This window comes from Actinopolymorpha cephalotaxi (assembly GCF_013408535.1).
Taxonomy (GTDB): Bacteria; Actinomycetota; Actinomycetes; order Propionibacteriales; family Actinopolymorphaceae; genus Actinopolymorpha; species Actinopolymorpha cephalotaxi.
This window is the reverse complement of the sequence record NZ_JACBZA010000001.1, coordinates 1,047,786-1,073,752: the sequence shown is the minus strand read 5'-3', so window position 1 is coordinate 1,073,752 and position 25,967 is coordinate 1,047,786. Positions and strand designations below refer to the sequence as shown.

Annotated in this window: 24 protein-coding genes; 11 read left to right on the top strand and 13 right to left on the bottom strand. The window is 72.5% G+C overall.

Annotated elements, in window-relative coordinates; genetic code table 11:
• A complete protein-coding gene (locus tag FHR37_RS04885; protein ID WP_092888633.1) occupies positions 1 to 792 on the bottom strand; it encodes an electron transfer flavoprotein subunit beta/FixA family protein in 792 nt (263 codons plus the stop codon).
• A 221-nt stretch (positions 793 to 1,013) separates the two neighbouring features.
• Positions 1,014 to 1,874, bottom strand: coding sequence for a sugar phosphate isomerase/epimerase family protein (locus FHR37_RS04880; protein WP_092888630.1), 861 nt, complete (start codon positions 1,872 to 1,874; stop codon positions 1,014 to 1,016).
• 207 nt (positions 1,875 to 2,081) lie between these two features.
• Here FHR37_RS04880 and FHR37_RS04875 point away from each other — a divergent pair, with 207 nt between their 5' ends.
• Positions 2,082 to 2,849, top strand: a complete 768-nt coding sequence (locus FHR37_RS04875; protein WP_237769069.1) for a class I SAM-dependent methyltransferase — start codon at positions 2,082 to 2,084, stop codon at positions 2,847 to 2,849.
• Between the two features lie 8 nt (positions 2,850 to 2,857).
• Here FHR37_RS04875 and FHR37_RS04870 read toward each other — a convergent pair whose 3' ends face one another.
• The 3 genes from FHR37_RS04870 to FHR37_RS04860 form a co-directional block, all read right to left on the bottom strand.
• Positions 2,858 to 4,063 (bottom strand): MFS transporter, encoded by a 1,206-nt coding sequence (locus FHR37_RS04870; RefSeq protein WP_237769068.1) that lies wholly within the window; start codon positions 4,061 to 4,063, stop codon positions 2,858 to 2,860.
• A 45-nt stretch (positions 4,064 to 4,108) separates the two neighbouring features.
• Entirely contained in the window at positions 4,109 to 4,648 is a 540-nt protein-coding gene (locus FHR37_RS04865; protein ID WP_092888624.1) for a MarR family winged helix-turn-helix transcriptional regulator, read from the bottom strand.
• 201 nt (positions 4,649 to 4,849) lie between these two features.
• Positions 4,850 to 5,800, bottom strand: coding sequence for a M23 family metallopeptidase (locus tag FHR37_RS04860; RefSeq protein ID WP_139239172.1), 951 nt, complete (start codon positions 5,798 to 5,800; stop codon positions 4,850 to 4,852).
• A 539-nt stretch (positions 5,801 to 6,339) separates the two neighbouring features.
• On the opposite strand from FHR37_RS04860, the gene FHR37_RS04855 reads away from it, so the two are divergent.
• Positions 6,340 to 6,828, top strand: coding sequence for a BlaI/MecI/CopY family transcriptional regulator (locus FHR37_RS04855; RefSeq protein ID WP_237769067.1), 489 nt, complete (start codon positions 6,340 to 6,342; stop codon positions 6,826 to 6,828).
• On the opposite strand, the gene FHR37_RS04850 is transcribed toward FHR37_RS04855, so the two are convergent.
• The 4 genes from FHR37_RS04850 to FHR37_RS04835 form a co-directional block, all read right to left on the bottom strand.
• Positions 6,804 to 7,553: an acyltransferase gene (locus tag FHR37_RS04850; RefSeq protein ID WP_202818357.1), complete on the bottom strand. Its 750-nt coding sequence runs from the start codon at positions 7,551 to 7,553 to the stop codon at positions 6,804 to 6,806. The genes FHR37_RS04855 and FHR37_RS04850 overlap by 25 nt on opposite strands.
• Positions 7,554 to 7,715: 162 nt before the next feature.
• Positions 7,716 to 7,916, bottom strand: coding sequence for a cold-shock protein (locus FHR37_RS04845; RefSeq protein ID WP_092888613.1), 201 nt, complete (start codon positions 7,914 to 7,916; stop codon positions 7,716 to 7,718).
• Between the two features lie 273 nt (positions 7,917 to 8,189).
• Positions 8,190 to 9,221, bottom strand: coding sequence for a class I SAM-dependent methyltransferase (locus tag FHR37_RS04840; protein WP_092888610.1), 1,032 nt, complete (start codon positions 9,219 to 9,221; stop codon positions 8,190 to 8,192).
• Between the two features lie 108 nt (positions 9,222 to 9,329).
• Positions 9,330 to 10,112 carry an enoyl-CoA hydratase/isomerase family protein gene (locus tag FHR37_RS04835; protein WP_092888607.1) on the bottom strand — a complete coding sequence of 261 codons (783 nt, stop codon included), beginning with the start codon at positions 10,110 to 10,112 and terminating at the stop codon, positions 9,330 to 9,332.
• Positions 10,113 to 10,358: 246 nt separating this feature from the next.
• Here FHR37_RS04835 and FHR37_RS04830 point away from each other — a divergent pair, with 246 nt between their 5' ends.
• The 3 genes from FHR37_RS04830 (at position 10,359) to FHR37_RS04820 (ending at position 13,984) form a co-directional block, all read left to right on the top strand.
• On the top strand, positions 10,359 to 12,143 hold the full coding sequence (locus FHR37_RS04830) for an MDR family MFS transporter (protein ID WP_092888604.1): 1,785 nt from the start codon (positions 10,359 to 10,361) through the stop codon (positions 12,141 to 12,143).
• Between the two features lie 129 nt (positions 12,144 to 12,272).
• Positions 12,273 to 13,358 carry an S-(hydroxymethyl)mycothiol dehydrogenase gene (locus tag FHR37_RS04825; RefSeq protein WP_092888601.1) on the top strand — a complete coding sequence of 362 codons (1,086 nt, stop codon included), beginning with the start codon at positions 12,273 to 12,275 and terminating at the stop codon, positions 13,356 to 13,358.
• Positions 13,355 to 13,984, top strand: a complete 630-nt coding sequence (locus tag FHR37_RS04820) for an MBL fold metallo-hydrolase (RefSeq protein WP_092888598.1) — start codon at positions 13,355 to 13,357, stop codon at positions 13,982 to 13,984. The genes FHR37_RS04825 and FHR37_RS04820 overlap by 4 nt, the downstream gene beginning before the upstream one ends.
• 196 nt (positions 13,985 to 14,180) lie before the next feature.
• Here the strand turns inward: FHR37_RS04820 and FHR37_RS04815 are convergent, their stop codons facing one another.
• Entirely contained in the window at positions 14,181 to 15,101 is a 921-nt protein-coding gene (locus tag FHR37_RS04815; RefSeq protein WP_092888595.1) for an SMP-30/gluconolactonase/LRE family protein, read from the bottom strand.
• Positions 15,102 to 15,467: 366 nt separating this feature from the next.
• Between FHR37_RS04815 and panC the strand changes: the two genes are divergently transcribed.
• The 3 genes from panC to panB are packed head-to-tail and all read left to right on the top strand — an operon-like array spanning position 15,468 to position 18,612.
• A complete protein-coding gene (panC, locus tag FHR37_RS04810; protein WP_092888592.1) occupies positions 15,468 to 17,252 on the top strand; it encodes a pantoate--beta-alanine ligase in 1,785 nt (594 codons plus the stop codon).
• On the top strand, positions 17,249 to 17,677 hold the full coding sequence (gene panD, locus FHR37_RS04805) for an aspartate 1-decarboxylase (protein ID WP_237769066.1): 429 nt from the start codon (positions 17,249 to 17,251) through the stop codon (positions 17,675 to 17,677). Before panC ends, panD begins: the two co-directional genes overlap by 4 nt.
• Positions 17,674 to 18,612: a 3-methyl-2-oxobutanoate hydroxymethyltransferase gene (gene panB / locus FHR37_RS04800; RefSeq protein ID WP_237769065.1), complete on the top strand. Its 939-nt coding sequence runs from the start codon at positions 17,674 to 17,676 to the stop codon at positions 18,610 to 18,612. The genes panD and panB overlap by 4 nt, the downstream gene beginning before the upstream one ends.
• A 22-nt stretch (positions 18,613 to 18,634) precedes the next feature.
• Here panB and FHR37_RS31300 read toward each other — a convergent pair whose 3' ends face one another.
• The 3 genes from FHR37_RS31300 to FHR37_RS04785 are packed head-to-tail and all read right to left on the bottom strand — an operon-like array spanning position 18,635 to position 21,125.
• Positions 18,635 to 19,069, bottom strand: coding sequence for an OsmC family protein (locus FHR37_RS31300; RefSeq protein WP_202818356.1), 435 nt, complete (start codon positions 19,067 to 19,069; stop codon positions 18,635 to 18,637).
• Positions 19,066 to 19,932: a universal stress protein gene (locus tag FHR37_RS04790; RefSeq protein WP_092888586.1), complete on the bottom strand. Its 867-nt coding sequence runs from the start codon at positions 19,930 to 19,932 to the stop codon at positions 19,066 to 19,068. The genes FHR37_RS31300 and FHR37_RS04790 overlap by 4 nt, the downstream gene beginning before the upstream one ends.
• Positions 19,929 to 21,125, bottom strand: coding sequence for a universal stress protein (locus FHR37_RS04785; protein WP_139239171.1), 1,197 nt, complete (start codon positions 21,123 to 21,125; stop codon positions 19,929 to 19,931). The genes FHR37_RS04790 and FHR37_RS04785 overlap by 4 nt, the downstream gene beginning before the upstream one ends.
• A 340-nt stretch (positions 21,126 to 21,465) precedes the next feature.
• On the opposite strand from FHR37_RS04785, the gene FHR37_RS04780 reads away from it, so the two are divergent.
• Genes FHR37_RS04780 through FHR37_RS04770 form a run of 3 tightly spaced genes read left to right on the top strand, consistent with a single transcriptional unit; the run spans position 21,466 to position 25,893 of the window.
• On the top strand, positions 21,466 to 22,704 hold the full coding sequence (locus tag FHR37_RS04780) for a site-2 protease family protein (RefSeq protein WP_092888579.1): 1,239 nt from the start codon (positions 21,466 to 21,468) through the stop codon (positions 22,702 to 22,704).
• Positions 22,705 to 22,739: 35 nt separating this feature from the next.
• The gene (locus FHR37_RS04775) at positions 22,740 to 24,287 is read left to right on the top strand and encodes a GAF domain-containing protein (protein WP_092888576.1); all 1,548 of its coding nucleotides are present in this window, start codon (positions 22,740 to 22,742) and stop codon (positions 24,285 to 24,287) included.
• Positions 24,288 to 24,321: 34 nt separating this feature from the next.
• Complete coding sequence (locus tag FHR37_RS04770; RefSeq protein ID WP_175542782.1) at positions 24,322 to 25,893, top strand: GAF domain-containing sensor histidine kinase; 1,572 nt, start codon at positions 24,322 to 24,324, stop codon at positions 25,891 to 25,893.
• Positions 25,894 to 25,967: the final 74 nt, after the last annotated feature.

The following is a 25,967-nucleotide window of genomic DNA, read 5'->3' as shown; positions in this document are numbered from 1 at the left end:
CTAGACGAACCGCTGCTCGGCGAGGTAGGCCACGAGCCGCTGCCCGCCGTCGCCCTCGTCGGTGACGACCGTGCCCTTCTGCCGGGCCGGGCGCGCCTCGAAGGAGTCGACCGCGGTCCAGGCGGAGGCCAGGCCGACCGCACCGGCGTCGACGCCGAGGTCGGCGAGGCTCCAGGTCTGCACCGGCTTCTTCTTCGCCGCCATGATTCCCTTGAACGAGGGGTAGCGGGGCTCGTTGGCCTGGTCGGTGACCGAGACCACGGCGGGCAGAGCTGCCTCGACGGTCTCGGTGGCGGCCTCGCCGTCGCGGCGGATCCGCACCGTGCCACCGCCGACCTCGAGCTCGCTGGCGAAGGTGACCTGCGGCAGGTCGAGCCGCTCGGCCAGCATCGCCGGGACCACCGACATGCTGCCGTCGGTGGAGGCCATCCCGCACAGCACGAGGTCGACCGGTCGCTCGGCGCCCAGCTTGCGGACCGCCTCGGCCAGCACCAGCGAGGTGCCCACCGAGTCCGAGCCGTGGATCGCGTCGTCGAGCACGTGCACGGCCGCGCCCGCACCCATCTGCAGGCTCTTCTTCAGCGCGTCGGCGGCGTCGGCGGGCCCGACCGTGAGGACGGTCACCTCGGCGTCGCCGGCCTCGGCGAGCTTGAGGGCGGCCTCGACGGCGTACTCGTCCAGCTCCGACAGCAGTCCGGGAACACCGGACCGGTCGACGGTCCGGTCGCCGGGGTCGAAGCCGCGTTCCGCGGTCGCGTCCGGGACGTACTTCACACACACCACGATGTTCATGCTCGCGTCCGGCTCCTCACTCGCGTCCTTGGCTCGCCACGTCGAACCCGGGCGCCCTCGACGGGCCATCCAACGGGTTCACCGGCCAGGGGTCCGCCCCCAACCGTAGACGGGACCGACCCGACTGACGCGACGTTACCCGTGAGTAGCTTCGCGGGCAACCACCGGTCCCCGGGGAGTCCTGGCAGCCTCCCCGGGACCGGTGGTGTGCACGACCTGCCCTACAGAACGGCGGTCAGCGACTCGGCCGTCTTGGCCACGGCGTCGCGGGGGTCCATCGCCCGCAGCTCGGCGTTGAACGGCTCGACCTTGACCGGGCCGACGTAGCCGATCTTGCGCAGCGCGCCCACGAAGCCGGCCACGTCGATCACGCCGGTCGCCCCGGGCAGCATCCGCTGACCGTCCTGCTGCTGGTCGCGCTCCAGGCCGGTGGGCGCGTCGTTGAGGTCGACGGCCACCACCTCGTGCGCGGACAGTTCGGCGATGTCGGCCGCGGACTCACCGGAGGTGAACCAGTGGAAGGTGTCCAGGATGAGGCCCACGTTGGGGCTGCCCACCGCGTCGATCAGCTCGCGCGCCTCGGCGAGGGTGTGCACGAACGGATACAGCTCGGTGCTCCAGAACGACTTCGGCCCGACGTACTCCAGGCCGAACCGCACCCCGGCACCGGCCAGGATCTCGTCCACGAGCGCGATCCGCTCGGCGTGCCGGCGGAAGTTGCGCCGGTAGGTCAGCGAGTTGCTCATCGGCCGGATCCAGGTGCCCACCCGGTCGATGCCGTACGACGTCAGCCGGACGGCCTGGTCGTTCAGCGCGTCCAGCTGGGAGGCGAACGTCCCCGCGTCGGCGTTCAGGTCGACCGGCAGGCCGGCGTTCCCCCACTTCACGCCGTGCTCGGAGAGTCGTGAGCGCAGCGCCTCCACCTGGTCGGCCGGCTGGGAGGTGAGGTAGCCGACGTCCGGCTCGACCGCGCCGAAGCCGAACTCGATCGCGAGATCGACGGCGGCCTCGAAGCCCGGCCTGATCCCGAGCGCGCCGCAGCTGAGGTTGGTGTAGAAACCGTCGGTGTTCTGGTCTGCCATGAGTTCCGGCTCTCCCACTTCTGAGGGTGCACGTTCCTGTCCGGGGTACACGTTCGCCGTCCAGTCTGGCCGAGGACACCTGCCGACGGGAGCCGCGGGCCCGGCACCCGGGGCCGAAACAGGACCCGCACTCGGCGCCACCGACCGGTCCGCGCAAGTAGCCTGACCGTCACCCGGGCCCGAACTTCACAAGCGGAGGAGCCACACGTGCCGGACCTGCCCCTCACCGGCGAGCGCACCATGCCCGGGATCTGGCACGAGACCTACTGGTTCGCCCGGCACGTGGTCGGCTACGACTGGGCCGCCGGCCTGCTCGCCGCGCACGGCGCGCCCGGTGGGTGGAAGCCGCGGCGGGTGCTGGACGCCGGCTGCGGTGAGGGGTACGGAGCGCAACGCCTGTACGACTCGCTGGACACCGCGCCGACCGTGGTGGGCGTCGACTACGACGCGGCCACCGCCGCCCATGCCGCCACGGCGTACCCCGACGTGCGGGTGACCCGCGGCAACCTCGTCCAGCTGCCGTTCGCCGACGGCTCCTTCGGCGCCGTGGTCAGCCTGCAGACGATCGAGCACCTGTGGAACCAGCCCGCGTTCGTCGCCGAGTGCGCCCGGGTCGCCGAGCCCGGCGGCATGCTGGCCTGGTCCACCCCGAACCACCTGACGTTCCCACCCGGCAACATCTGCCACGCCAAGGAGCTCACCGCCCCCGAGCTCCGCGCCCTGGTCGAGCGGGCCGACCCCGAGCTCGGGCTGGACCTCGTCACGATGACCGGCATCCGGCACGGGCCTCGGATCGAGGACTGGGAACGCCGGCACGGCGACCTGGTGAAGGCCCAGCTGGCCGACGAGCCGGCCGCCTGGTCAGCGGAGCTGGCGATGTTCGTCGCGTCGCTGACGGCGGCCGACTTCGTGGTGTCCGCGGACGACCTGGACACCAGCCTCGACCTGCTCGTGCACGTACGAGTGAACGGCTAGGACACGTCCTAGACCTGCTCGCCGACCACCACGGCCTCGGCCGGGACCTCGTGCGGGTTCGGCTCGCGACCGGCGTACATCAGGCCGACCGCGCCGGCACACAGCACGGCCGCCACGGCGAACGGCGCCCGCTGGGAGCCGCCCCACTCGGCGACGTGCCCGACCAGGATCGCCGCGGCCGCTCCGCCCATCCAGCGCAGGAAGTTGTAGCCCGCGCTGGCGATCGGGCGGGGTGCCTGCGAGACCGACATGGCCATCCCGGTGAGGAAGGTGTTCAGGCAGCCGGAGGCGATCCCGGAGGCGATGGTCGCCACCACGACCACCGGCACCGATCCCCAGACGAACGCCAGCATCAGCAGGGCGTACATCCCGAGCGCCAGCATGGTCGCGTTGCGCTCGCCGATCCTCGCGGCCAGCCGGGGACCGACGATGACGCCGCACACCGCGACCATCAGGCCCCAGCCGAAGAAGATCCCGCCGACCGCGAACGCGCCGTACCCGAGGACGAACGGCGTCCAGGCCAGCACGGTGAAGAAGGCGTACGTGTAGAGCAGCGCGGACAGGGCGACCAGCAGCAGCCGGCGGTCGCGCAACGCCCTGAACGGTGCGCTGATCGAGACTCGCTGCGTGCTCGGCCGGTCGCGGACGAGCATCGTCGCGGTGAGCACGAGCGCGACCAGCATCAGCACGGACGTACCGACGAACGGGCCGCGCCAGGAGATGCTTCCCAGCAGGGCGCCGACCAGCGGGCCGGCGGAGATGCCGAGGCCGAGCGCCGCCTCGTAGAGCAGGATCGCCGCGGTCTGCCCGCCGGACGCCGCGGCCACGATGGTGGACAGCGCGGTGGCGATGAACAACGCGTTCCCGAGTCCCCAGAACGCCCGCAGGGCGACCAGCTGGCCGATCGAACCGGCCAGCGCGCACATGCCGGCGAACACCACGATCAGCGCGAGGCCGGCGACCATGGTGCGCTTGCCGCCGTACTTCGCCGCGAGGACGCCGGTGAAGAGCATCGCGAGGACCTGCACCACGAGGTACGACGCGAACAGCAGTGTCACCTGGCTCGGTGTCGCGTTCAGGCCCTTCGCGATGGACAGCAGGATCGGGTCGACGAGCCCGATTCCCATGAACGCGATGACCGCCGCGAACGCGACCACCCACACCGAACGCGGCTGACCGCGGACGGCGTCGAGCAACTTCACATCGTGGGACACGGGAGCAGAACCTTCCTTCTTGTGGAACGGGATTCGGGGTACGTCTCACCGGCCGGTGCTCACCTGGCCGGTGCTCACCGCATCGGTGCTCACCGCATCGGCGGCGATCGGATCGGCGGCGACCAGCCGGGCAAGCGCGGGCAGCGCGGCCTCGACCGCCTCGCGGTCGGCGGGGCCGAGCCGGGTCAGCCGCTCGCGGAGGAACTCCTCACGTGCGACGACGACCCGGGCCAGGTCGGTGCGGGCCCTGTCCGTCGCGGACACGACCACCATCCGCCGGTCGTGTTCGGCCGGCCGCCGGCGCACGTAGCCCGCGCGCTCGAGCCGGCTCACGACGTTGGTCATCGACGGCTGGCGGACACCTTCGCGGGCGGCGAGGGTGCTCATGGTCTGCGGGCCGTCGTGGACCAGGACGCCGAGGACCGAGCCCTGGGTGAGGGTGACGCCGAGATCCGGTGAGTGCCGGCGAACGACGTCGTACAGGCGGTACACGAGGGGGCGAAGCTCCCGGGCGAGCGGCCCGACGCCTACGGCGCCGCGGGGTTCGGAGAGAGCTTCGGAGCGAGATTCGTACTGTCCGGCCATTGCTTAGCCAGGCTAACTTAGCCTTGCTAAGTAATCAAACCGGAGGCTGCCCGCGGACTCCGAGGCGGACACGACGCTGCCCCAGGTCCGCCGAGGCGGTCCTGGGGCAGCGGGTGAGTCGCGACTCCCGGAATGGTGCCGCGATTCGGGTGGTACGGGGTTGTTACGGGGTGTTCAGTGTCTTGTGGAGGCGGCCGTCGCTCAGGGGTTCAGGCCCTTGTTCTTCAGCCAGACGAACGGGTCCACCGCGTCCTCGAGACCGCCGCCGTGCGGCCGGACCTCGAGGTGGCAGTGCGGGCCGGTGACGTTCCCGGTCGCGCCGACGTAGCCGATCACGTCGCCGACCTTGACGCTGCCGCCGGTCTTGGCGAACCGGGACATGTGGCCGTACAGCGTGACGGTGCCGTCCGGGTGGCGGATCTCGATCGCGTTCCCGTAGGCGTCCTGCCAACCGGCACTGATGATCTCGCCCCTGCCCACCGCGTGGATCGGGGTGCCGGTGTCGGCGGCGAAGTCGAGTCCGTGGTGGGAGGAGGCCCAGTTGTTGCCGCTCTGCCCAAACCGTCCGGTGAGGTGGTACGACGTCACCGGGAGCACCCACTGCGGCGCCTTCTTGGCGGCCAGCGCGGCCTTGTGGGCTGCCGTCTTCTTCAGGGCGATCTTCTTCGCGGCTCGCTTCTCGGCAGCCCGCTCGGCGGCGGCCCGCTCGGCGGCGGCCCGCTCGGCCCGCTTCTTCGCGGCGGCCTTCCTGGCGGCCTTCTTCTCCGCGGCCTTCTTCTCGGCGGCCTTCTTCTCGGCGGCGGCCTGCTCGGCCAGCGCGCGCCGCTGCTCGGACCGGGCGGCCCGCTGCTCGGCGACCCGGGTGCGCTCGGCCTGCTCGGCCGAGGCCTTCTCCTGCGCCGCCTTCTTCGCCGCGGAGTCCTTCGCGATCGCGGCCGCGGCGTCGATGCGTTCCACCGCGCCGGCGGCCGGCTTGTTCTCACCGGCGGCCGTGCTCAGCGCGGCGTTCTCCGGCTGAGAACCAGGCCCGAACGCCAGGGCGAGACCGCCGGCGACCAGCCCGAGAGCGACAATTCCGGCCGCTGCTGTCAAGGGAATGTTGCGCCAGCGGATGCCCCACAGGGCGTGTAGGCGTCTCCGGAAAGAATCCAACGCTTCCTCGCTCGTTCGACGGCAGCCCGCACTGCCGCGCCGGTGGCGCGGAAATGTGGCGTACCGTGCCCTGGTGCGGGCGTGAGTCACCCAGGCGTGGCGGCGCTGGAGCCGCCCCCCGAGAAAGAACTGGGTGCCATTGCGGACGTTTACCGAACCCGGTGACGAGCGGTGAATTCTTCACGAATCCCCAGGTCATCGGGTCCGGCGACAGGTCTAACAGAGGACCTTCGGCTCTTTCCAGCCCGTGTTTCGCAGCGCTCTACGATGCGCGATCGTAGTGGTGGAGAAGGCAGCGCCCGGATATAGTCGCGACTTCATGGGTACGGACTGCCGCCGGGCGGTTTCACAACGGCAGGAAAGCTGCATTGACGTGAGCTTTCGCGAAAAGACATCTCTTCGTCGAAGAGTGCCGAGAATGCCGATTTGTTCGTTTCGTGGAGCCACGACGGGCCGGCTGGAGACGTCTACGATGATCGATAGCAAGCCAGCCTTGACATGTGACACAGATCACACCGACCGCGTGCCGGCAGGAATTCGTGCTGAATGCGGCGGGAGGCGGGATGCGGGCGTTCGGTGAGCTCGAGGAACAGGTGATGTTCCAGCTGTGGGCCACCGACCGTCCCCTCCAGGTGCGCGAGGTCCGCCGGATGCTGGCGCCGGAGCGCACGCTGGCGCACACCACCGTGATGACCGTGCTGGACAAGCTGTACCGCAAGGGCTGGCTGCGCCGGGAGGCCGCCGGCCGGGCGTACGTCTACACACCGGTGATGTCCCGTGACTCCTACACCGCCGCCCTCATGCACGACGCATGGTCGGCCGCCGCCGGACCGGCCACCGCGCTGGTCTACTTCATCGAGGCGATGAACCCCGAGCAGCAGTCCGCGCTCCGGGACGCACTCCGGGTCGTCTCACTCGGCCAGGAGCAGGGCACCGGCGAGGAAGGCCGGGCCGGGGATCCGCGCGACCGGCCCGAAGGGCGCGCCGAGCCGGAGTCCCTCGGTCAGGACGAGCCCCGCGCCGGCTGACCGGGCCGGGCTTCCCGGGCTTCCCGGGCCGCCCGGTCGGCGGCCTCCTCGGCACCTCGGGCCAGACCCTCGAGATAGGCCCGTCGGCCCGCGTCCGCCGCGTAGGCGTCCCGGCGGTTCTTCACGATCCGGGCCGGCACCCCCGCCGCCACACCGAAGTCGGGCACCTCGCCGCGGACCACCGCGTGCGCTGCCAGCACCGCGCCGGTGCCGACGGTCGTACCGCGGACCACGGTGACCTTCGTTCCCAGCCAGCAGTCCGGACCGATCCGCACCGGCGACTTCACCAGCCCCTGGTCCTTGATGGGAACGGTCAGGTCGGTGGTCACGTGGTCGAAGTCGCAGACGTAGACCCAGTCGGCGAACAGGCAGGACCGGCCGATCTCGACGTCCAGGTAGCAGTTGACGGTCACGTCCCGGCCCAGCACGCACTTGTCGCCGATCCGGAGCGTGCCCTCGTGCGCGTGCAGCCGGGTGCCGTCACCGAGGTGCACCCACCGGCCCAGGACCAGCCGGCCGTAGCCGCGCCGGGCGCGCACCTCGACCCGCCTGCCGAGGAAGACGAACCCCTCGGTGACGACGTGCGGGTGCCGCAACCGGAACAGCAGAAAGCGCCAGTAGCGCAGGAGGTAGTAGGGCGTCCAGGCACGGTGGCGGACCACCCAGCGCAGGCTGGCCGGAGTGAGGAAGCGGGCCTGCCGCGGATCCCGGGAACGACGTACCACGGCACCAGACCCTATGGCATGAGGCGGCGTGGCCCCGGACACGACGAAGGCCCGCGGGAAACCCGCGGGCGCACCACCCGAACATGACGAAGGCCCGCAGGAGACCTGCGGACCTTCGTCGCGTTTCTCACCGTGATGTGTGCGACCACACCCGGAAGAGGATCAGACCGAGCGGACGTTCTCCGCCTGCGGTCCCTTGGGACCCTGCACAACGTCGAACTCGACGCGCTGGTCCTCATCCAGTGAGCGGTAGCCGTCGGCGACGATCGCGGAGAAGTGGACGAACACGTCCTGACCGCCGTCGACGGAGATGAAGCCGAAGCCCTTGTCAGCGTTGAACCACTTGACGGTTCCCTGCGCCATGTTTTTCTGTTTCCCCTCGCGGAGACGTTGGTGCAGCACTCGAACCTCACGAGCACCGAGTCGCCACGGGGCACTTCCCGCGTGTCGATTCCGCGGGCCGAGAGCCACGCGCCCAGACCACCGAACTGCCTCGGAAAAGCCTGCGACACTCGCTCCCGCGCGTCTTGTCGAAACGACGAACGACCGCGCAGGAACGTATCACTTTCGTGCTCGTCTGACCACGCCTCGACCGCTCTGCCTCCGATGTCGGTCATCCGGCGACACGCCCGGGTTCTACGGGCGGCGGATTCCGGTGATCGAGACGTTGTAGTAGAGCTCGGCGGGCACCACCGGTTTCAGCAGCCGGTCGACCGCGCTCAGCCGCTGCCAGCTCCGGTAGGCGAAGGTGGCCCACCCCCAGCCCAGCCGGTCGGGGTTGACGGCGTACTCGAACGTACGGACCGGCCAGCCGAACCACGCGGCGGTCAGCTCCTCGGTGACGGTCCGCACATCCGCCGCGCCGGCACGCTCGGCGGTACGGGCCAGCGCGTCCGGATCGAAGGTGTGCAGGTCGACCACCGACTCAAGGGCCGCGGCGCGGGAGGACTCGTCCAGCTCCTCCTTCGAGCGGGCCCAGCGTGTGCGGAGCGGTGCCAGGTGAGTGGCCCTGGTCGCCAGCCACCAGGTCGCCTGGGAGAGCTTGCGCGCCACCTGGTCGCCGTACCTCGTCGGCTCGCCGCAGATCACGAACCGCCCGCCCGGACGGAGCACCCGCAGCATCTCCGCGAACGCGAGCTCCACGTCGGGGATGTGGTGGATGACCGCGTGCCCGACCACCAGGTCGAAGGTCCCGTCGGGGTAGGGCAGGCGTTCGGCGTCGGCCACCCGGCCCTGTGCCTCGAACCCGAGCCGGCGGGCGTTCTGCCGGGCCGCCTCCACCATGCCCGGCGACAGGTCGGTCACGTGCACCTCGTCCACGACGCCGGCCTGACGAAGGTTGAGGCTGAAGAAGCCGGTGCCGCAACCGACCTCCAGCGACTTCGCGTACGGCCAGCCGGCCGCACCGGTGGCGGCCACGAACCGGTCCCGGGCGTAGGCGATGCAGCGGTCGTCGAAGGAGATGGACCACTTGGAGTCGTAGCTCTGCGCCTCCCAGTCGTGGTAGAGCACGTTGGCGAGCTTGGGGTCGCCCCAGGCCGCCGCCACCTCCTCAACACTCGCCACCGGGTGCGGTGCCGGGTCGACCGGCGTGCTCGGTGTGCTCGATGGTCTCGGTGTGCTGGGCGTGCTCGAGTCCGGTGCGAACTCCTCGACGTGCGACGACATCGGACTCCTTGCGGTCGGCGGTTCGGTCGTGACGGCACAGTTCGGTCGTACGGTCGGACAGCAGGATCGGTCGTACGCCAGGACCCGGCGAGTGCCCGTCGTCCTCGGTCAGCGTCCCTCGAAGCGGGGCGGTGTCTTGTCCACGAACGCGCGCATCCCGATCGTGCGGTCCTCGGTGGCGAACAACGCGGCGAAGCTCTGGCGTTCGATCTCCAGGCCGGTGCCGAGGTCGACGTCGAGCCCCCGGTCGATCGCGGACTTGGCCGCCCGCAGCGCCACCGCCGGCCCACCGACGAACCGCGCCGCCCAGGCCCGGGCCGCGGCGTAGACGGCGTCCGGCGCCTCGTCCTCGACCACCTCGTCCAGCAACCCGACGGCGCGCGCCTCGGCGGCGTCGACCATCCGCCCGGTGAAGATCAGGTCCTTGGCCACCGACGGGCCGACCAGCCGTGCCAGCCGCTGGGTGCCGCCCGCGCCCGGAATCACGCCGAGCTTGATCTCGGGCTGGCCCAGGCGGGCCGTCGCGGCGCCGATCCGCCGGTCGGCGGTCAGCGCCAGCTCGCAGCCGCCGCCGAGGGCGTACCCGGTGATCGCGGCCACCACCGGCTTGGGGATCCGGGCCACGCTGTCGAACGCCGAGGTCAGCCCGTGTGACCGGACCTCCATGTCGGCGTAGGACATGTCCAGCATCTCCTTGATGTCGGCGCCGGCGGCGAACACCCGCTCACCGCCGTAGAGCACCACCGCGGCCACGTCCTCGCGCTCGGTCGCCTCCCGCGCCGCCGCCCGGATCTGCTCCTGCATGGCGGTGTCCAGCGCGTTCATCGGCGGACGGTCGAGCCGGATCGTGCCGACGCCGTCCTCGACCTCCAGCCGCACCCAGGTGTCCACGGTGGCCTCCCCTCACGCCGTCACGCCGTTCTGTGCGCCCGGCAGTCGTCGCCACCCTAGGACACCGGCCGAGCGGGATCCGCCGGGATGTCGGGATTCTCCATGGCCGTACGGGAGGTCGGCCGGCGCGGCCGATGACGGTCAGCGGGCCGATGCGTTCCGGCGTTCGAAATCAAAGTTGCGCTAAGCAACCATATTCTGTGAAAGTCGACCGAACCCCCACAGAACAGGAGTGCTCACCCCGCGATGTCCGCGCCCGGTTCACATACCAGCGTCACAAGTCCGACCAGCCGTTCCACCGACCGTCAGCCCGCCGGCCCGGTTCCCAGCCCCCGCCCCAACTCCCGCGCGGAGAGCGCGCCGAGTGTCCCGGCCCCCGCCTCGCCCGTCCCGGCGGCCGCCCCCAGCGCGGTCGGCCCGGCCGCCGTCTCCAGCGCCGCAGAGCCCGGACCGGCCGCGACCGCGGCGACCACCTCCAGTCCTCCGGCGTTCACCCACAAGGAGATTCTGGAGATCGTCTGGGCCCTTGTGCTGTGCCTGTTCGTCTCCTCGCTGTCCGGCACCGTCGTCGGCACCGCCCTCCCCACGATCGTGGGTGACCTGGGCGGCCAGGACCAGCTCGCCTGGGTGGCCAGCGCCACCCTCCTCACCACCACCGTCTCCACACCGCTGTGGGGCAAGATCTCCGATCTGTACGGCCGCAAGCCGCTGATGCAGGTCGCCATCGCCGTCTTCGTGGTGACCTCGGCGCTGGCCGGGCTGTCCCAGTCGATGGGCGAGATGATCGCCGCCCGGGCCGGGCAGGGCATCGGCGCCGGCGGCCTGATGGCGCTGTCCCAGGCGATCATGGCCGACATCGTGAGCCCCCGCGAGCGCGGCCGCTACTCCGGTTACCTCGGCGCGTCGTTCGGCGTGGCCACCGTCGCCGGCCCGCTGATCGGCGGCTTCCTCGTCGACGGGCCCGGCTGGCGCTGGTGCTTCTACGTCGGCATCCCGATCGCCGTACTCGCCTCGGTCGTCCTGCAGAAGACGCTGCACCTGCCGCGGGAACGCCGCCGGACCCGGATCGACTGGCTCGGCGCCACCGTCATCACCGGGTCGGTGACATCGCTGCTGCTGCTGGCCTCGCTCGGCGGCAAGGAGTTCGGCTGGGTGTCGGGCTGGTCGCTGCTGCTCGCGGCGCTCGCCCTCGGCGGGCTGGTCGCGGCCGTCCTGGTCGAACGCGGGGCCGCCGAACCCATCCTGCCGCCCCGGCTGTTCCGCAACCCCACCTTCAACCTCACCGGCACCGCGGCGTTCTTCACCGGCTTCGCGATGTTCGGCGCGATGATCTACCTGCCTCAGTACCTCCAGGTCGTGCGGGGCCAGAGCCCCACCGCGTCCGGTCTGCTGACGTTTCCGCTGGTCGTCGGGATGTTGTCGGTGTCGGTGCTGAGCGGCCGGGCGATCACGAGGTGGGGACGCTGGAAGGTGTTCCCGCTGGTGGGCCTGACCCTGGTCGGCGTCGGCACCGGCCTGCTGGCCACGCTGCGGGTGGACACCCCGATGGTCGCCGTCTGCGGCTACATGCTGGTCTTCGGCGCGGGGCTGGGCTTCACCATGCAGGTGCTGATCCTCGCCGTGCAGAACACCTCCGAACGGCGCGACCTCGGCATCGCCACGTCCGCCTCGACGTTCTTCCGTTCGATGGGTGGAGCGGTGGGGGTCGCGGTGTTCGGCGCGGTGCTCAGCTCCCGGCTCACCTCCGCCATCCCCGCGCTGCTCGCCGAGCACGGTGTGCGGGCGCGGCCGTCCGGGGGCGCGTCGGCACCACACCTGGGTACGCCCGCGGAGATCGCCCGGCTGTCCGAACCGCTGCGGTCGGTCGTACGGGAGGGCTTCACCCTCGGCCTGGACCGGATCTACCTGATGGCACTGCCGCTGGTGGTGCTGGCGTTCCTCGCCGTTCTCGCCGTACGCGAGGTCCCACTGCGCGGGCGCGGACCCGAGGTCGCGCAGGAGGCCACCGCTCGGGGCCGGCACCGGCGCTGAACCGGACCGGCCTTCCACGGCCGCGCGCCCGGGTTCCCAACCGGGCGCGCGTCCTGGAAGGATCGCACCGCAGAAAGCGAACACCCGACTCGAACCGAACCACCGAGCGATCCGAAGGGAAGTACGCCGATGCCGGACGTACAGGCCGTCGTGGCCCGAGCCAAGAACGAGCCGGTCCGCGTGGAGACCATCCACGTGCCCGACCCCGGGCCCGGTGAGGCGCTGGTCAAGGTGCAGGCGTGCGGCGTCTGCCACACCGACCTGCACTACAAGCAGGGCGGGATCGGCGACGACTATCCGTACCTCCTCGGGCACGAGGCGGCCGGGGTCGTCGAGTCGGTCGGCGAGGGCGTCGACGACGTGGCGCCCGGCGACTTCGTGATCCTCAACTGGCGCGCGGTGTGCGGCAAGTGCCGCGCCTGCAGGCGCGGCCGGCCGTGGTACTGCTTCGACACCCACAACGCGACCCAGAAGATGACGCTCGCCGACGGCACCGAACTCTCCCCCGCCCTCGGCATCGGCGCGTTCGCGGAGAAGACCCTGGTCGCGGCCGGGCAGTGCACGAAGGTCGACCCCAGCACCCCGGCGACGGTCGCGGGCCTGCTCGGCTGCGGCGTGATGGCCGGGCTGGGCGCCGCCCTGAACACCGGCAACGTCCAGCGCGGCGACTCGGTCGCGGTGTTCGGCTGCGGCGGCGTGGGTGACGCCGCGGTCGCCGGCGCCAGCCTGGGCGGCGCGACCACCGTGATCGCGGTCGACATGGACGACCGCAAGCTGGAGTGGGCGCGGCAGTTCGGCGCCACCCACACGGTGAACGCCCGCAACGAGAACGCCGTGGAGCGCATCCAGGAGCTGACCGGCGGTTTCGGTGTCGACCTGGCGATCGACGCGGTCGGCCTGCCCGAGACGTACAAGCAGGCCTTCTACGCCCGCGACCTCGCCGGCACGGTCGTCCTGGTCGGCGTGCCCACCCCGGAGCAGAAGCTCGAACTCCCGTTCATCGACTTCTTCGCCCGCGGCGGCTCGCTGAAGTCGTCGTGGTACGGCGACTGCCTGCCCGAGCGTGACTTCCCGATGCTGATCGACCTCTACCGCCAGGGCCGGCTGCCGCTGGAGGCCTTCGTCAGCGAGGAGATCGGCATCGGTGACGTCGAGGAGGCGTTCACCAAGATGCACGCCGGAGAGGTGCTGCGGTCCGTGGTGGTGATCAAGTGAGCGTACGCATCGAGAAGGTCGTCACCTCCGGGACGTTCAGCCTGGACGGCGGCACCTGGGACGTCGACAACAACGTCTGGCTGGTCGGTGACGACGACGAGGTGCTGGTGATCGACCCGGCCCACGACGCCGACGCGATCCGCGCCGCCGTGGGCGATCGCCGGGTCACCGCGATCGTGTGCACGCACGGGCACGACGACCACATCGGCGCCGCCCGCGACCTGGCCGAGCAGGCGAAGGCCCCTGTCTGGCTGCACCCGGCGGACCGGATGCTGTGGGACGTGGTGCACCCCGACGCCGCGCCGGACGCCGAGCTGGCCGACGGGCAGGAGTTCGCGGTGGGCGACGTCACGCTGACCGCCGTACACACTCCGGGCCACTCGCCGGGTGGCGTCTGTTTGTCCGCGCCCGCCCTGGGCGCGGTGTTCAGCGGGGACACGTTGTTCGCCGGCGGGCCGGGCGCCACCGGGCGTTCGTTCTCCGACTTCCCCACGATCATCGACTCGATCCGGGACCGGCTGCTGACGCTGCCGCCGGAGACGGTCGTGCACACCGGGCACGGCGACACGACCACGGTCGGCGCGGAGAGCCCGCACCTGCAGGAGTGGGTGGACCGCGGCCACTGAGCGGCCACGTTTTCTCTGGTCGTGCGGTTGACCGCGGCCACTGAGCGGCCACGTTCCCACTTGTTCGTAGGAACGCCGATGCCGGCGACGGTTCGCACCGTCGCCGGCATCGGCGTTTTCGGACATGCGCCGGGATCCTGCCGGCCGCAAGGAACGGTTGACGGTGTTCCACCGGCGTTGACAGTGCCGGTGCGTCCTAGCGGCGCAAGGCGCCGTTGACAGGCAGCAGGACGCTGTACAGCGACGTGGTGGCGGCGATGAACAGCCGGTTGCGGCGCGGGCCGCCGAACTCCACGTTGGCCACCGTCTCCGGCACCAGGATCTTCCCGAGCAGCGTGCCGTCGGGGTGGTAGCAGTGCACTCCGTCGGCGGCGCTGGCCCAGATCCGCCCGGCGGTGTCCAGCCGGAAGCCGTCGAACAGCCCGGACGTACAGGTGGCGAACTCCTTCCCGCCGCCCTGCGTCCCGTCGGGGGCGACGTCGAGGACCCGCAGGTGCCGGGGCCCGCCCCGGTGGTGCGTCGAGCCGGTGTCGGAGACGTACAGCAGGGTCTCGTCGGGTGAGAACGCGAGACCGTTGGGGCGTACGAAGTCGTCGGCGACGATCCGCACCTCCCCCGTGGTCGCGTCCCAGCGGTAGACGTGGCAGGCGCCGATCTCGCTGTCGGCCTGGTGACCCTCGTAGTCGCTGTCGATGCCGTACGCCGGATCGGTGAACCACACCGACCCGTCGGACTTCACCACCACGTCGTTGGGGCTGTTGTAGCGCTTCCCGCCGAAGTTGTCGGTGAGCACCGTCAGCGAGCCGTCGTGCTCGGTACGGGTGACCCGCCGGTTGCCGTGCTCGCAGGTGACCAGGCGTCCCTGCCGGTCGACGGTGTTGCCGTTGGTGAACCCGGCCGGCTCCCGGAACACCCCGACGGCGCCGGTGGTCTCGTCCCAGCGCAGCATCCGGTCGTTGGGGATGTCGCTCCAGACGAGGTAGCGGCCCGCCGGGAAGTAGGCCGGCCCCTCCGCCCAGCGGCAGCCCTGGTAGAGCCGCTCCACCTGGGCGCTGGTCTTGACGAGGGTCGAGAACCGCTCGTCGATGATCTCGAACCTCTCGGACTCCCCGGCCATCGCAGTCTCCTGATCTCCTGGTCCGCGAATCGCGTCGGCGCAGGTGCCGATCGCGGTGGCAGCTCACCTCCGGCCCGTCCGGGCGGGGATGCTCTGGTGCGAACGTAGCGACCCGGACGCGGCGGGCGCGACCGGCGGGTGCCCGGGTGCCGACCTTGGCCGTCGGTCGCCGCCCGGCCACGGCCCGCAGCCGGGTCGCCCGCCGGCTTCGGCGGCCGTCGGCGAGCCCGGCGGGCACCTATACTTTTGCTGCGCCGCGACCCGGGCACCCGCAGATTTCGCGGGCACTGGGCGCGGACGCGAAAGGTTCAAAAGCACCGAAGTACGTATCCACGCACCCATACCGAAAGCCGTCTGGTATCTCCGATGCGAGAACTGGAACGGAACCGAGACGCCCCCGACGAGGGGGCGCCGACCGGGCTGCGCAGCCTCGCCGTGATCGGCGCCGGCCGCACCGGCGGTTCTGTCACACCCGCCGCCCGCGCCGCCGGGCTCGACGTCCGCGTCGGCACCCGGGGCACCGTCGCCGTCACCGCCGGCGGCTCCGACATCACCCTGCTGTGCGTCCCCGACGAGTCGATCTCCGACGTCTGCGCCGAGGTCGCCGCCGCGGCGCACGTTCCCGCGTACGTCGGCCACCTGAGCGGCGCCACCGGCCTGGACGCCCTGGAGCCCGCGGCCCGGCGGGGAGCGCAGACCTTCCGGTTGCATCCTCTGCAGACCATCCCGGCGCCGGGGACCAGCCTGGCCGGGGTTCCGGCGGCGGTCACCGGGTCCAGCCCGGCCGCGGCCGAGGTCGCCCGCACGCTCGCCCGCCGGCTCGGGATGGTGCCGTTCGACCTGGCCGAGGAGCACCGCGCGGCCTACCACGCGGGCGCGGTGTTCGCGTCCAACTTCGTGCTGGCACTCGCCGTGACCGCTGCCGACCTGCTCACCCGCGCCGGGGTGAAGGACGCCCGGGCGGCCCTCACGCCGCTGGTGCTGAGCACGGCGGCGAACTGGGCCGGTGCCGGCCCGGCCGCGCTCACCGGCCCGATCGCCCGGGGCGACGAGGAGACCGTGCGTGCCCACCACGCCGCGCTGGCCGACGTCGCCCCCGACCTGCTGCCCGCCTACACCGCGCTCGCCGACCGCACCCGGGCGGTCGCCGCGAACGGGTTTCCCGATCACCAGCCCGATCACCAGCCCGATCACCAGCCCGATCACCAGCACCACCCAGGAGGTACGCCGGTGTCCACGCCGAAGATCGTCCGGACCCGGGAGGAGCTGCGGGCGGCGCTGGCACCCGCCCGCCGGTCCGGCGCCCGGATCGGCCTCGTACCCACCATGGGCTTCCTGCACGAGGGGCACGCCAGCCTGCTGCGCGCCGCCCGGGAACGCTGCGACGTGGTGGTGATGAGCCTGTTCGTCAACCCCACGCAGTTCGGCCCGAACGAGGACCTCGCGGCCTACCCGCGCGACGAGGCGGCCGACCTCGCCGTGGCCGCCGCGGCGGAGGTCGACCTGGTGTACGCGCCGGCCGCCGACCACGTGTATCCGCAGGGGTTCGCCACCACCGTCGAGGTCGGCGGCGAGCTCACCAGCGTGCTGTGCGGTGATCCCGTGCGCCGGGGTGCCGCGCACTTTCGCGGCGTCACCACCGTGGTGGCCAAACTGCTCAACGCCGTCGGGCCGGACGTCGCCTTCTTCGGCCAGAAGGACGCCCAGCAGGCGATCGTCGTCCGGGCGATGGTGCGTGACCTCGAGCTCCCCGTCGAGATCGCGGTCCTGCCGACGGTGCGCGAGCCGGACGGCCTGGCGATGAGCTCACGCAACGTCTATCTGGCCGCCGAGGAGCGGGTCCGGGCCCGGGCGCTGAACCAGGCGCTGACCGCCGCCGCCCGCACGGCCCGAGCCGCCGGCAGGGGGTCGGACACCCGGGACGCGCTGGCCGTGGCCGGGAAGGTGCTCGCCGACGCCGGGGTCGAGCCGGAGTACCTCGAAGCCCGCGACGCGGAGAACCTCACCGTGGCGGAGCGGTTCGGCGACCGCCCCGTCCTGATCGCGGTCGCCGCCCGGGTCGGCCGCGCCCGGCTGATCGACAACACCGTCGTCCACGTTCCCGAAGCCCCCGAAGCATCCGACGTAGCCGAAGTAGTCCAGGGAGCATGACCATGCAGCGAACCATGCTGAAGTCCAAGATCCACCGCGCCACGGTCACCGCCTGCGACGTGGACTACGTGGGCAGCATCACCATCGACACCGACCTCATGCGCGCCGCCGACCTGCTGCCCAACGAGCAGGTGCACGTGTGGGACATCGACAACGGCGCCCGCTTCGTGACGTACGCGCTCGAGGGCGCGCCGGGCTCGGGTTCCATGCAGGTCAACGGCGCGGCCGCGCTGCTGGTGGAGCGGGGCCACAAGGTGATCGTCGCGTCGTTCGCGGCCTACGACAGCGCGGAGCTCGCCGGCCACGAGCCGGCGGTCGTGCACGTGGACGCCGGCAACGCCATCGCCCTGGTCGGCTCCGACGCCGGCGTGCTGATGGACTCCCCGCTCGCCTCGGCGGCCGGCTTCGAACAGAGCGTCCCGTGAGCACCCGCCCCCCGGCCACGGCCGGTCCCACGCCCGGTGCCGACGGCCCCAGCCCTGGCACCGGCGGTGCGGTCCCGGCGCGGCCCCGGCTCACCGTCGGCTCGCTCGCCCAGCTGAAGGCGACCGGCATGCCGATCACGATGGTGACGGCGTACGACTTCCCCTCCGCCCGGGTCGCGCAGGACGCCGACGTCGACGTGGTGCTGGTCGGCGACTCCGCCGCGATGACGGTGCTGGGACACGACTCGACGCTGCCGGTCGGGATGACCGAGATGCTGGTGCTCGCGGCCGCGGTCCGCCGGGGTCTGCGCACGCCGCTGCTGGTCGCCGACCTGCCGTTCGGGTCGTACGAGCGGTCCGACGAGCACGCGATCGACAACGCCCAGCGGTTCGTGAAGGAGGCCGGTGCGGACGCGGTGAAGCTGGAACGCGGCGGCACCTCCGCCGACCGGGCCCGGGCGATCGTCGCCGCCGGCATACCCGTGATGGGACACGTCGGGCTCACCCCGCAGACGGCCGGTCAGCTCGGCGGCTTCCGCGCCCAGGGCCGCACCGCGTCGGGCGCGACCCGGATCGCCGAGGAAGCCCTTGCCCTGCAGGAGTCCGGCTGCTTCGCCCTGGTGCTGGAGGCGATCCCGGCGGCGGTCACCGAGCAGCTGATGCCCTACCTCCACGTCCCGGTGATCGGGATCGGCGCCGGCCCGGCCACCGACGGGCAGGTGCTGGTGTTCCACGACCTGCTGGGGATGTCGGCCGGGAAGCCCGCGAGGTTCGTGAAGCGGTACGCCGACCTGCACGAGCAGATGGTGCGCGCGGTCGGCAGGTACGCCGAGGAGGTGCGGATCGGGAAGTACCCCGGACCCGAGCACACCTACGGCATCGACGCGGAGGAGCTGCGGGCGTTCAGGGAGAGCCTGGCCGCGCGGGCGGACTGAACGCGCGCGACCACCGGGGCGGTCAGCCCGGTGCGAGGCTGGGGAAGCCGTCGATCTCCAGGTCCAGCTCGACCGCGTGCGTCAAGGTGTTCTTGACAGTGCACGCGCCGAGCACTGCCCGCAGCGCCGGTACGCGTTCGGGCGGCAGGTCCGGCGGCACCACGATCCGCACGTGCACCGACTCCACCCGGGCCGGCCCCTCCGCCGCCATGGAGAACGTCGCGCGGACCACCAGTCCCTCCGTGCCGACGCCGTGCCGGGCGAGGAACCGTCCGGCGTAGAAGGCGACGCAGGACGCCAGCGCGCCGACCAGCAGCTCCACCGGTGTCGGGGCGGTGTCGGTCCCGCCGTCCTCGCGCGGCTGGTCGACGTGCAGCTGGTGCCCGCGTACCTCCACGACGTAGGCGTCACCCTCCAGCGGGCGTACCTCGACCGGCGCCGGTTCGTGCGTACTCACCGGGGGGCCGCCCGTACGACCGCGACCGAGCAGTGCGCGTGGTGCAGCAGCGACTCGGCCACCGAACCGAGCAGCATGCGTTCCAGCCCGCCGCGTCCCCGCGACCCCACGACGACCAGCTCCGCGCCCCGGGACGACTCCGACAGCAGCACCGCCGCGCGCCCCTCCAGCACGCTGCTGGTCACCGCGACGTCGGGGTACTTGGACCGGAAGCCGGCGAGGGACTCCCCGAGCGACAGCAGGTGCTCGTCGCGGCGGCGGGAGAAGGCGTCCGCGTCCCACTGCGCCTCGTCGGGGTGTTCCAGCCGCCAGCAGTGGACGGCGACCAGCGGCAGGCCGCGACCGGCGGCCTCCTCGAACGCGAACGCCACCGCGCGTTCGGAGCACTCCGACCCGTCCACTCCCACGATCACCCGCGGGCCGGCCGGTGAGTGTTCCTTCGACGCCCGGGCCACGATCACCGGGCAGCGCGCGTGGTGGGCGACCGCCGAGCTCACCGACCCGAGCACCACCGAGGCCACCGCGGACCGCGACCGCGAACCCACCACCACCAGTTCGGCGCCCGCGTCCTCGGCCTCCCGGAGAATCCCCGGTGCGGGCCGGTCGGCGACCACGGCTCTGGACACTAGGTCGGGGTCGAGCTGGTCGCGGGCGATGCTCACCGCCGCGTCCACGTCGGCGGTCTCGTCGTCGATCCCGGGGTCGTCGATGCCGCGCATCGGCGCGGGAACCTCGTGGGAGACGACGATGCGCAGGGGAAGCGCCCGGTTGCGGGCCTCGTCGATGGCCCACTGCAGGGCCAGCCGGCTCTCCGCCGTGCCGTCGACGCCCACCACCACCGGGCGACGGGTCCGCTCGATCATCGCAGCGCCTCCTCCCGTGGCCGGGCCGGCGGCTGGCTGGCCGGGCGGCGAGCCTGTGGCACCCGGATGCGCCCGCCGGTCCGGACCCTGGCCCGGCCTCTCTTCTCCTCACCGGTCTTCTCACCGGTCCCGTTGCCGCTCCGGTCGCCGGCCGGGACGGGCACCAGCGCGACCGGGCACCGGGCCCGGTTGATCGCCGTACAACCGAGGGTGGAACCGAGCAGCCCGCTGGCGCCCGCGTCGCGGCTGCCGACCACGAGCAGGTCCGGTGGACGCGCGATCCGCAGCGGACCGGCCACCGTTCCGTCGCCGTGGGCGACCGTGACCTCCACGTCGGGGTACGCCGACCGGTGGTCCGCGAGCAGCGCCTCGACCGCGTCCACGCCCGGTGCGCTCACTCCGTGCACGTGGGTGTCCGGGGCGCGGGTCCACCACTTGTCCCCTCGCGGCGGCACGGGTACGGCGAGCAGCCGGGCGCCGCGCCGGGCGGCGACGTCGAACCCGAACCCGGCCACGGCCCGCGTCGACTCCCCGCCGTCCACGCCGACCACCACGTGGCCGTCCAGGCCGTCCGGCAGGTGCCCGTCCCCCACCGGCAGACCCTGCAGCGCCGGCGGCCCCGACAGCGCAGGCAGTCCGGGGAGTCCCGGCAGTCCGGGCAGTCCCGCTGTCATCGGCCGGGCCGCCCTGCTGTCCTGCCGGGCGAGGACCACCGGGGGCACCGGTCGCCCCTCCCGGCCGGCTCGATGCGCACCCCGCAGGAACGCGAGCAGGACGCCCCTCCCCCGGGTGCCCACGACGACGAGGGCGGGATCGGCGACCGCCTGGCCGAGTACGTCGGGCAGCGGACCGGTGGCGGCCCAGGCGTACGCCTGCAGCGTGGGTTGCACCGCCACCGCGGCCGCGACCGCGGCGTCGGCCAGGCGCCAGGCCCGTTCCCGGATCGTCGGCGTCCCGCCCTCGTCGTCGTCGACGGCCCCCTGACCGTCGTCCGGACCGGGTTCACCCATCTCCGGTCCGTCGGCGGGTCGCCGGTCGGTACGGGAACGTTCGCCGTACGCCTGCACCACCACCAGTGGCAGCTGGCGGAGGACGGCCTCGCGGGCGGCCCAGTGCAACGCGGGGTTGGCCAGCGCCACCCCGTCGAACGTCACCACGACCGCCCGCGCGGGACGCGGCTGTCGACCGGTCATCGAACGTCCCCCGATCTTTCCCCGCCCCTGGTGGCGACCCAGGCGCCAGACTCGTCCGGCCCGTACGGATCGGCGTAGAGACCAAGGTCCCGTACCGGCGAGTCCTTGGCCCTCGCCGGTTGCGTGGGCCGCGGCCCCGACCCGCCGTGGTCGAACAGATCCGTGCCGCCGGGTTCATACCCACCGGGCCCGGCTCGGACGCAAGGATCCCCGCGCCGTCCCCACGCGAGCACCGTGAACGGGCCCAAATCCTCTGTAGGACCCGGACCGGCGCGCGGACGCTTGGACCGGGGGTGCGGGCCTGTCGCCGGACGGCCCGCCGACGAAACATGGCCGACTCATGAAACCGACGTTCACGCTGGGCCGCGTCGCCGGGATCTCGATCGGCGTCCACTGGTCCGTGCTGGTGATGATGCTGCTGGTCACCGAGATCGTGGCGGTGGCCATCCTGCCGGTGCAGGCACCGAGCGCCGGTACGGCGGTCGACTGGGTGGCCGGGTTGCTCGCGGCGGTCACGTTCCTCGCGTCCCTGCTGGCACACGAGCTGGCGCACGCCGTCGTCGCCCGGCGGTATGGCATGCCCGCCGACCGGATCACCCTGTGGCTGCTCGGCGGGGTGACCGAGCTCGGCACCAACCCGCCCACTCCGCGCGCCGCCTTCCTGGTCGCGGGCGCCGGCCCGGCGACGAGTCTGGTCCTCGGCGTGGTGTTCGGTGGCCTGGCCGCGGGTGCCGCCCTGCTGTCGCTGCCGACCGTGCTCCGGGAGGTGCTGACCTGGCTGGGGTTCGTGAACCTCGTCCTCGGCGTGTTCAACCTGCTGCCCGGCGCGCCGCTGGACGGCGGGCGGCTGCTCCAGGCGGGACTGTGGAAACGGTCCGGCGACAGGGCCCGCGCGGCGGTCTCGGCGGCGCGGGCCGGCCGGTTCCTCGGCATGACGCTGATCGCCCTCGGCGTGTTCCAGCTCGTCGGCGGTCAGCTGGTCAGCGGCCTGTGGCTGGCCCTGATCGGCTGGTTCCTGGTCGTGTCGGCGCTGTCGGAGGAGTCCGCGACCGGGCTGCGGGAACGCCTGACCGGCGTACGGCTGCGGGACGTGATGAGCCCGGAGCCGGTGACCGCCCCGTCGTGGTGGACGGTGGACACCTTCCTGGAGAGGGTCGCCGAACGCGACCACCACCGGACGTTCCCGGTCGTGGACATGGAGGGCCGGCCGGTACGCCTGCTCTCCCTCACCGACCTGGTCCGGGTGCCCGAGCAGACACGCGGCGACACCAGGCTCGAGGACCTCGGCAGGCCGCTGCGACCGGACGGGACCGCGGGCCCGGAGGACCTGCTGACCGAACTCCCGGCGGGTTCGTGGCAGCTGTCCGGACGGGGGATGTTGCTGGTCGTCGAGGGCGGTCACGTGATCGGCATCGTGAACACCCACGACGTGAACCGCGCCGTCGAGCTCGCCAACCTCGGTCACCTGCCCCGGACCGGAGACGGGGCGGCCGGCGAACCGGGCCGAGCGGGGCATCCGGGTCAACCGGGCCAGGGCACCGCGAGTCCGTACGTACCCGAGCAACGGCCCGGCGGTTGACGGCCCGCCCGCACCACCCGGCCTACCATCGAAGGGTGGTCGGGAACGGTTCCCCTCCGCGCGAGCGCCTGCGCTCCCTGGTCAGTTCTCTTCTCACCCTCGGCACCGACCTCGAAGGCGAACAGGCGGCCGAGCGGATCCTGCGGTCGGCGAGCGAGCTCGTCCGGGGCAGGTATGCCGTTCTGCGGCGGGCGACCCCGCCGCACGGGACGATCGAGCTCTACCTGCACGGCCTGAGCCGGGCCGAGTACGCAGAACGCACCGATCGCCCGGACTTCGCCCGGTTGGTCGAGCAGCTCACGCTGTCGGGCCGGCCGGTCCGCACCCCGACCCTGCTGGGCGTGCCCCTGCGCCCGCGAGACCACCACGCAGGCCAGCTCCTCGTCGGCGACCCCGAGGCGGGCAGGTTCACCCAGGACGACGAGGACCTGCTGGCGGCCTACGGCGCCGCGGCGGCGATGGTGATGTACCGGGCAGACCTGCACGAACGCGGACGACGGCAGCAGCGCTGGCTGCACGCGGTGACCGAGCTCACCGACCTGCTGCTCGGCCAGGTCGACCGGGAGAAGGCCCTCGGTACGCTCACCGCCCGGCTGCGCGAGGTGTCCGGCGCCGACTACTGCGCCCTGCTCCTGCTGGATCCGGCCGACCCGGAGACGGGCACCCTGCACGCGGTCACCGGACTGTCGCTGGAACACCAGTCCGGGTCGCGTACTCCACTGCGCGGCCTCACCGCCCGCGTCGTACGCACCCGGCGCAGCGTGGTCAGCCCCGACCTGGACCAGGTGTACGGGTACGGCCCGCCTCCGGAGTGGCGGACCGCGCTGGCCGAACTCGGGCTGGGGATGCTGCTGCCGCTTCGTACCGACGGCGAGGTGCTGGGCGTGCTGTTCGCCGGCTGGCGCAAGGGCTCTCCGGTGGCGCACCTGGCCGCCCGCGAGGTCGAACTGGTGGAGATGTTCGCCCACCAGGCGGCGCTGGCGCTGCGGCAGGCCCGCGCCCAGACCAGTCGTACCGAGAAGTCGGTGGTCGCCGACCGGGAACGGATCGCGGAGGACCTGGACACCGTGGTCGCCCACCGCCTGAGCCGGGTCGCCGAGGACCTCGGCGTCGCGGTCGAGCGCAGCCGGCGTCCGGTGGTACGCGAACGGCTCGCCGTGGCCGCGCGGGAGGTGGACGAGACCATCGCCCGGATCCACGGCGTCAGCGGCGACCTGCGCACCCCCGCCGGCCCCGGGCGGGGCGCTTCGCGTTGCTGGCTGCGGTTGCAGGCGGAGCTGGCCGGGGCGCGCGACCGGTTCGGTGTCGCCCCGGGCCTGGAGGTGCACGGCAGCCTGGACGGCCTCTCCGAGGCCACCCAGTGCGACCTGGCCGCCCGCGTACGGCAGGCGCTGGACCGGGCGGCGGAGTACGACTCGCCGAGCCGGGTCGACCTCGTACTCGACGTCGAGGAGGGCCGGCTCCGGCTGATCGTCGCCGGTGCCCGGAACCATCCGCCGGCAGACCCAGAAGCAAGCCTTGGTACGAGCTTCGCCACGCTCGCGGGTGAACAGGTGACCGAGTGGGCGGTGCGGCTTGGTTGACCGGTGGTCGCGGCACGCGGACCAGAGCACCCTCGTGCGCCTGGTCGAGGCGATCGTCGACGTCGGTTCGGAGGTCGACGTCGAGACCGTGGGAACCCGGGTGGCCGCCGCGTCCGCCCGGCTGACCGGCGCCCGGACGGCGATCCTGCGGCTCGGCTCCGGCTCCAGCGCCGGCGCCGGGTCCGGCTCTGGGTCCAGCGCGGCGCGGACGTTCCGGCACGGTGTGGGTACCGAGGACGCGCGGCGGCTGCTCGCCGGGCCCGAACTCACCGCCGCCCGCGAGGAGGTCGCCGAGACCGGCGAAGCGGTCCACCGGCCGGGCCTGCTCGCCCTGCCGCTGCCGGCCGGCGGCCCCGACGGCGCCGAGGAGGCCGGCAGCACCAACGGCACCGGCAGCACCGACGGCACCTCCACCGGCGTGCTGTATCTGCTGAACCGGCGAGACACCTCGTTCTCCCCCGACGACGAGGTGGCGGTCACGATCCTCGGCACCGCGGCCGTGACCGCGCTGCACAACGCCGAGCGGTACGAGACCGAACGCCGCCGCCGGCGGTGGCTGCGCTCGACGTCCGAACTCACCTACCAGCTGCTCGGCGAGCTGGATCGGCACGATGCCGTGGAGCTGCTGGTCACCCGGCTGCGCGAGGTGTCCGGCGCCGACTTCGGCGCGCTGCTGCTCCTGGACCCGTCCACACCCGGCACGGTCATCCTGGAGTCCGCCCACGGCGAGGGGATCGAGGGCACGTCGGGCGGCCGGGCGCCACTGCGAGGGCTGACCGCGCAGGTCGTCTCCTCCGGGCAGAGTGTGGTCAGCGACGACATCCGTTCGGTTCCGGGATACAACCCACCGCCCGCCTGGCACGCGGCGCTGGCGAACGTGGGCCTGGCCATGCTGACGCCGCTCGCCGCGGAGGGTGAGGTGCTGGGCGTGCTGTTCGCCGGGTGGCAGCAAGGCTCCGACTCCGAACGGCTGACCGCCACCGACGTCGCCCTGGTGGAGATGTTCGCCAACCAGGCGGCGCTGGCGCTGCGGCAGCAGCGTGCGCAGGAGGAACGCGTCGAACGAGGGGTGCTGGAGGATCGGGACCGGATCGCCGCGGACCTGCACGAGCGGGTGATCCGCCTGCTGTTCGACGTCAGTGCGAAGCTGCACCTGGTCGCCGGCCTGCGCGACCGGCCCGACGTCGGCAGCCGGGTCGAGCGGGCGATCGGCGACCTGGACGCCGCCACCCGGGAGGTGCGCGGCGCCATCTTCGCGCTCACCGAACCCCCGCCCGGCACGCAGTCCCTGCACGCCGACCTGCTGGCGGCGATCGACCGGGCCCGCGAACGCTTCGGCCTGGTGCCCAGGCTGGTGGTGCACGGCCCGCTGGAGTCCGTGCCGCCGAAGGTGCGAGCCGAACTCGTCGCGGCCGCGCGGTCCGCGTTCGACCGGATCGAGGAGGCGGGGCCGCCGCGCCGCCTGCAGGTCGAGGTGCACGCCGGCCACGACGAGGTACGCCTGCGGGTCACCTGGTCCGCCGTCGACGAGCCGCCGGGCGGACTGGCGTACGAGCAGACGGCCACCGACTGGCGCGCGCCGCTCGGCGTACGGGAGGAGCGGTGAACGCCGCCGGCGCCCCGAAGATCACCGGGCGGCATCGGGCCGCATAGGGACGGTCACTGAACGGCGCCGAGAGG

Coding starts and splice junctions, on each gene's coding strand:
- FHR37_RS04845 (WP_092888613.1), bottom strand. CDS start 7,916: ATGGCGCAGGGAACCGTCAAGTGGTTCAACGCTGACAAGGGCTTCGGC.
- panD (WP_237769066.1), top strand. CDS start 17,249: ATGACCATGCAGCGAACCATGCTGAAGTCCAAGATCCACCGCGCCACG.
- FHR37_RS04815 (WP_092888595.1), bottom strand. CDS start 15,101: ATGGCCGGGGAGTCCGAGAGGTTCGAGATCATCGACGAGCGGTTCTCG.
- FHR37_RS04880 (WP_092888630.1), bottom strand. CDS start 1,874: ATGGCAGACCAGAACACCGACGGTTTCTACACCAACCTCAGCTGCGGC.
- FHR37_RS04780 (WP_092888579.1), top strand. CDS start 21,466: ATGAAACCGACGTTCACGCTGGGCCGCGTCGCCGGGATCTCGATCGGC.
- FHR37_RS04785 (WP_139239171.1), bottom strand. CDS start 21,125: ATGACCGGTCGACAGCCGCGTCCCGCGCGGGCGGTCGTGGTGACGTTC.
- FHR37_RS04885 (WP_092888633.1), bottom strand. CDS start 792: ATGAACATCGTGGTGTGTGTGAAGTACGTCCCGGACGCGACCGCGGAA.
- FHR37_RS04830 (WP_092888604.1), top strand. CDS start 10,359: ATGTCCGCGCCCGGTTCACATACCAGCGTCACAAGTCCGACCAGCCGT.
- panC (WP_092888592.1), top strand. CDS start 15,468: ATGCGAGAACTGGAACGGAACCGAGACGCCCCCGACGAGGGGGCGCCG.
- FHR37_RS04840 (WP_092888610.1), bottom strand. CDS start 9,221: ATGTCGTCGCACGTCGAGGAGTTCGCACCGGACTCGAGCACGCCCAGC.
- FHR37_RS04825 (WP_092888601.1), top strand. CDS start 12,273: ATGCCGGACGTACAGGCCGTCGTGGCCCGAGCCAAGAACGAGCCGGTC.
- FHR37_RS04790 (WP_092888586.1), bottom strand. CDS start 19,932: ATGATCGAGCGGACCCGTCGCCCGGTGGTGGTGGGCGTCGACGGCACG.
- FHR37_RS04865 (WP_092888624.1), bottom strand. CDS start 4,648: ATGGCCGGACAGTACGAATCTCGCTCCGAAGCTCTCTCCGAACCCCGC.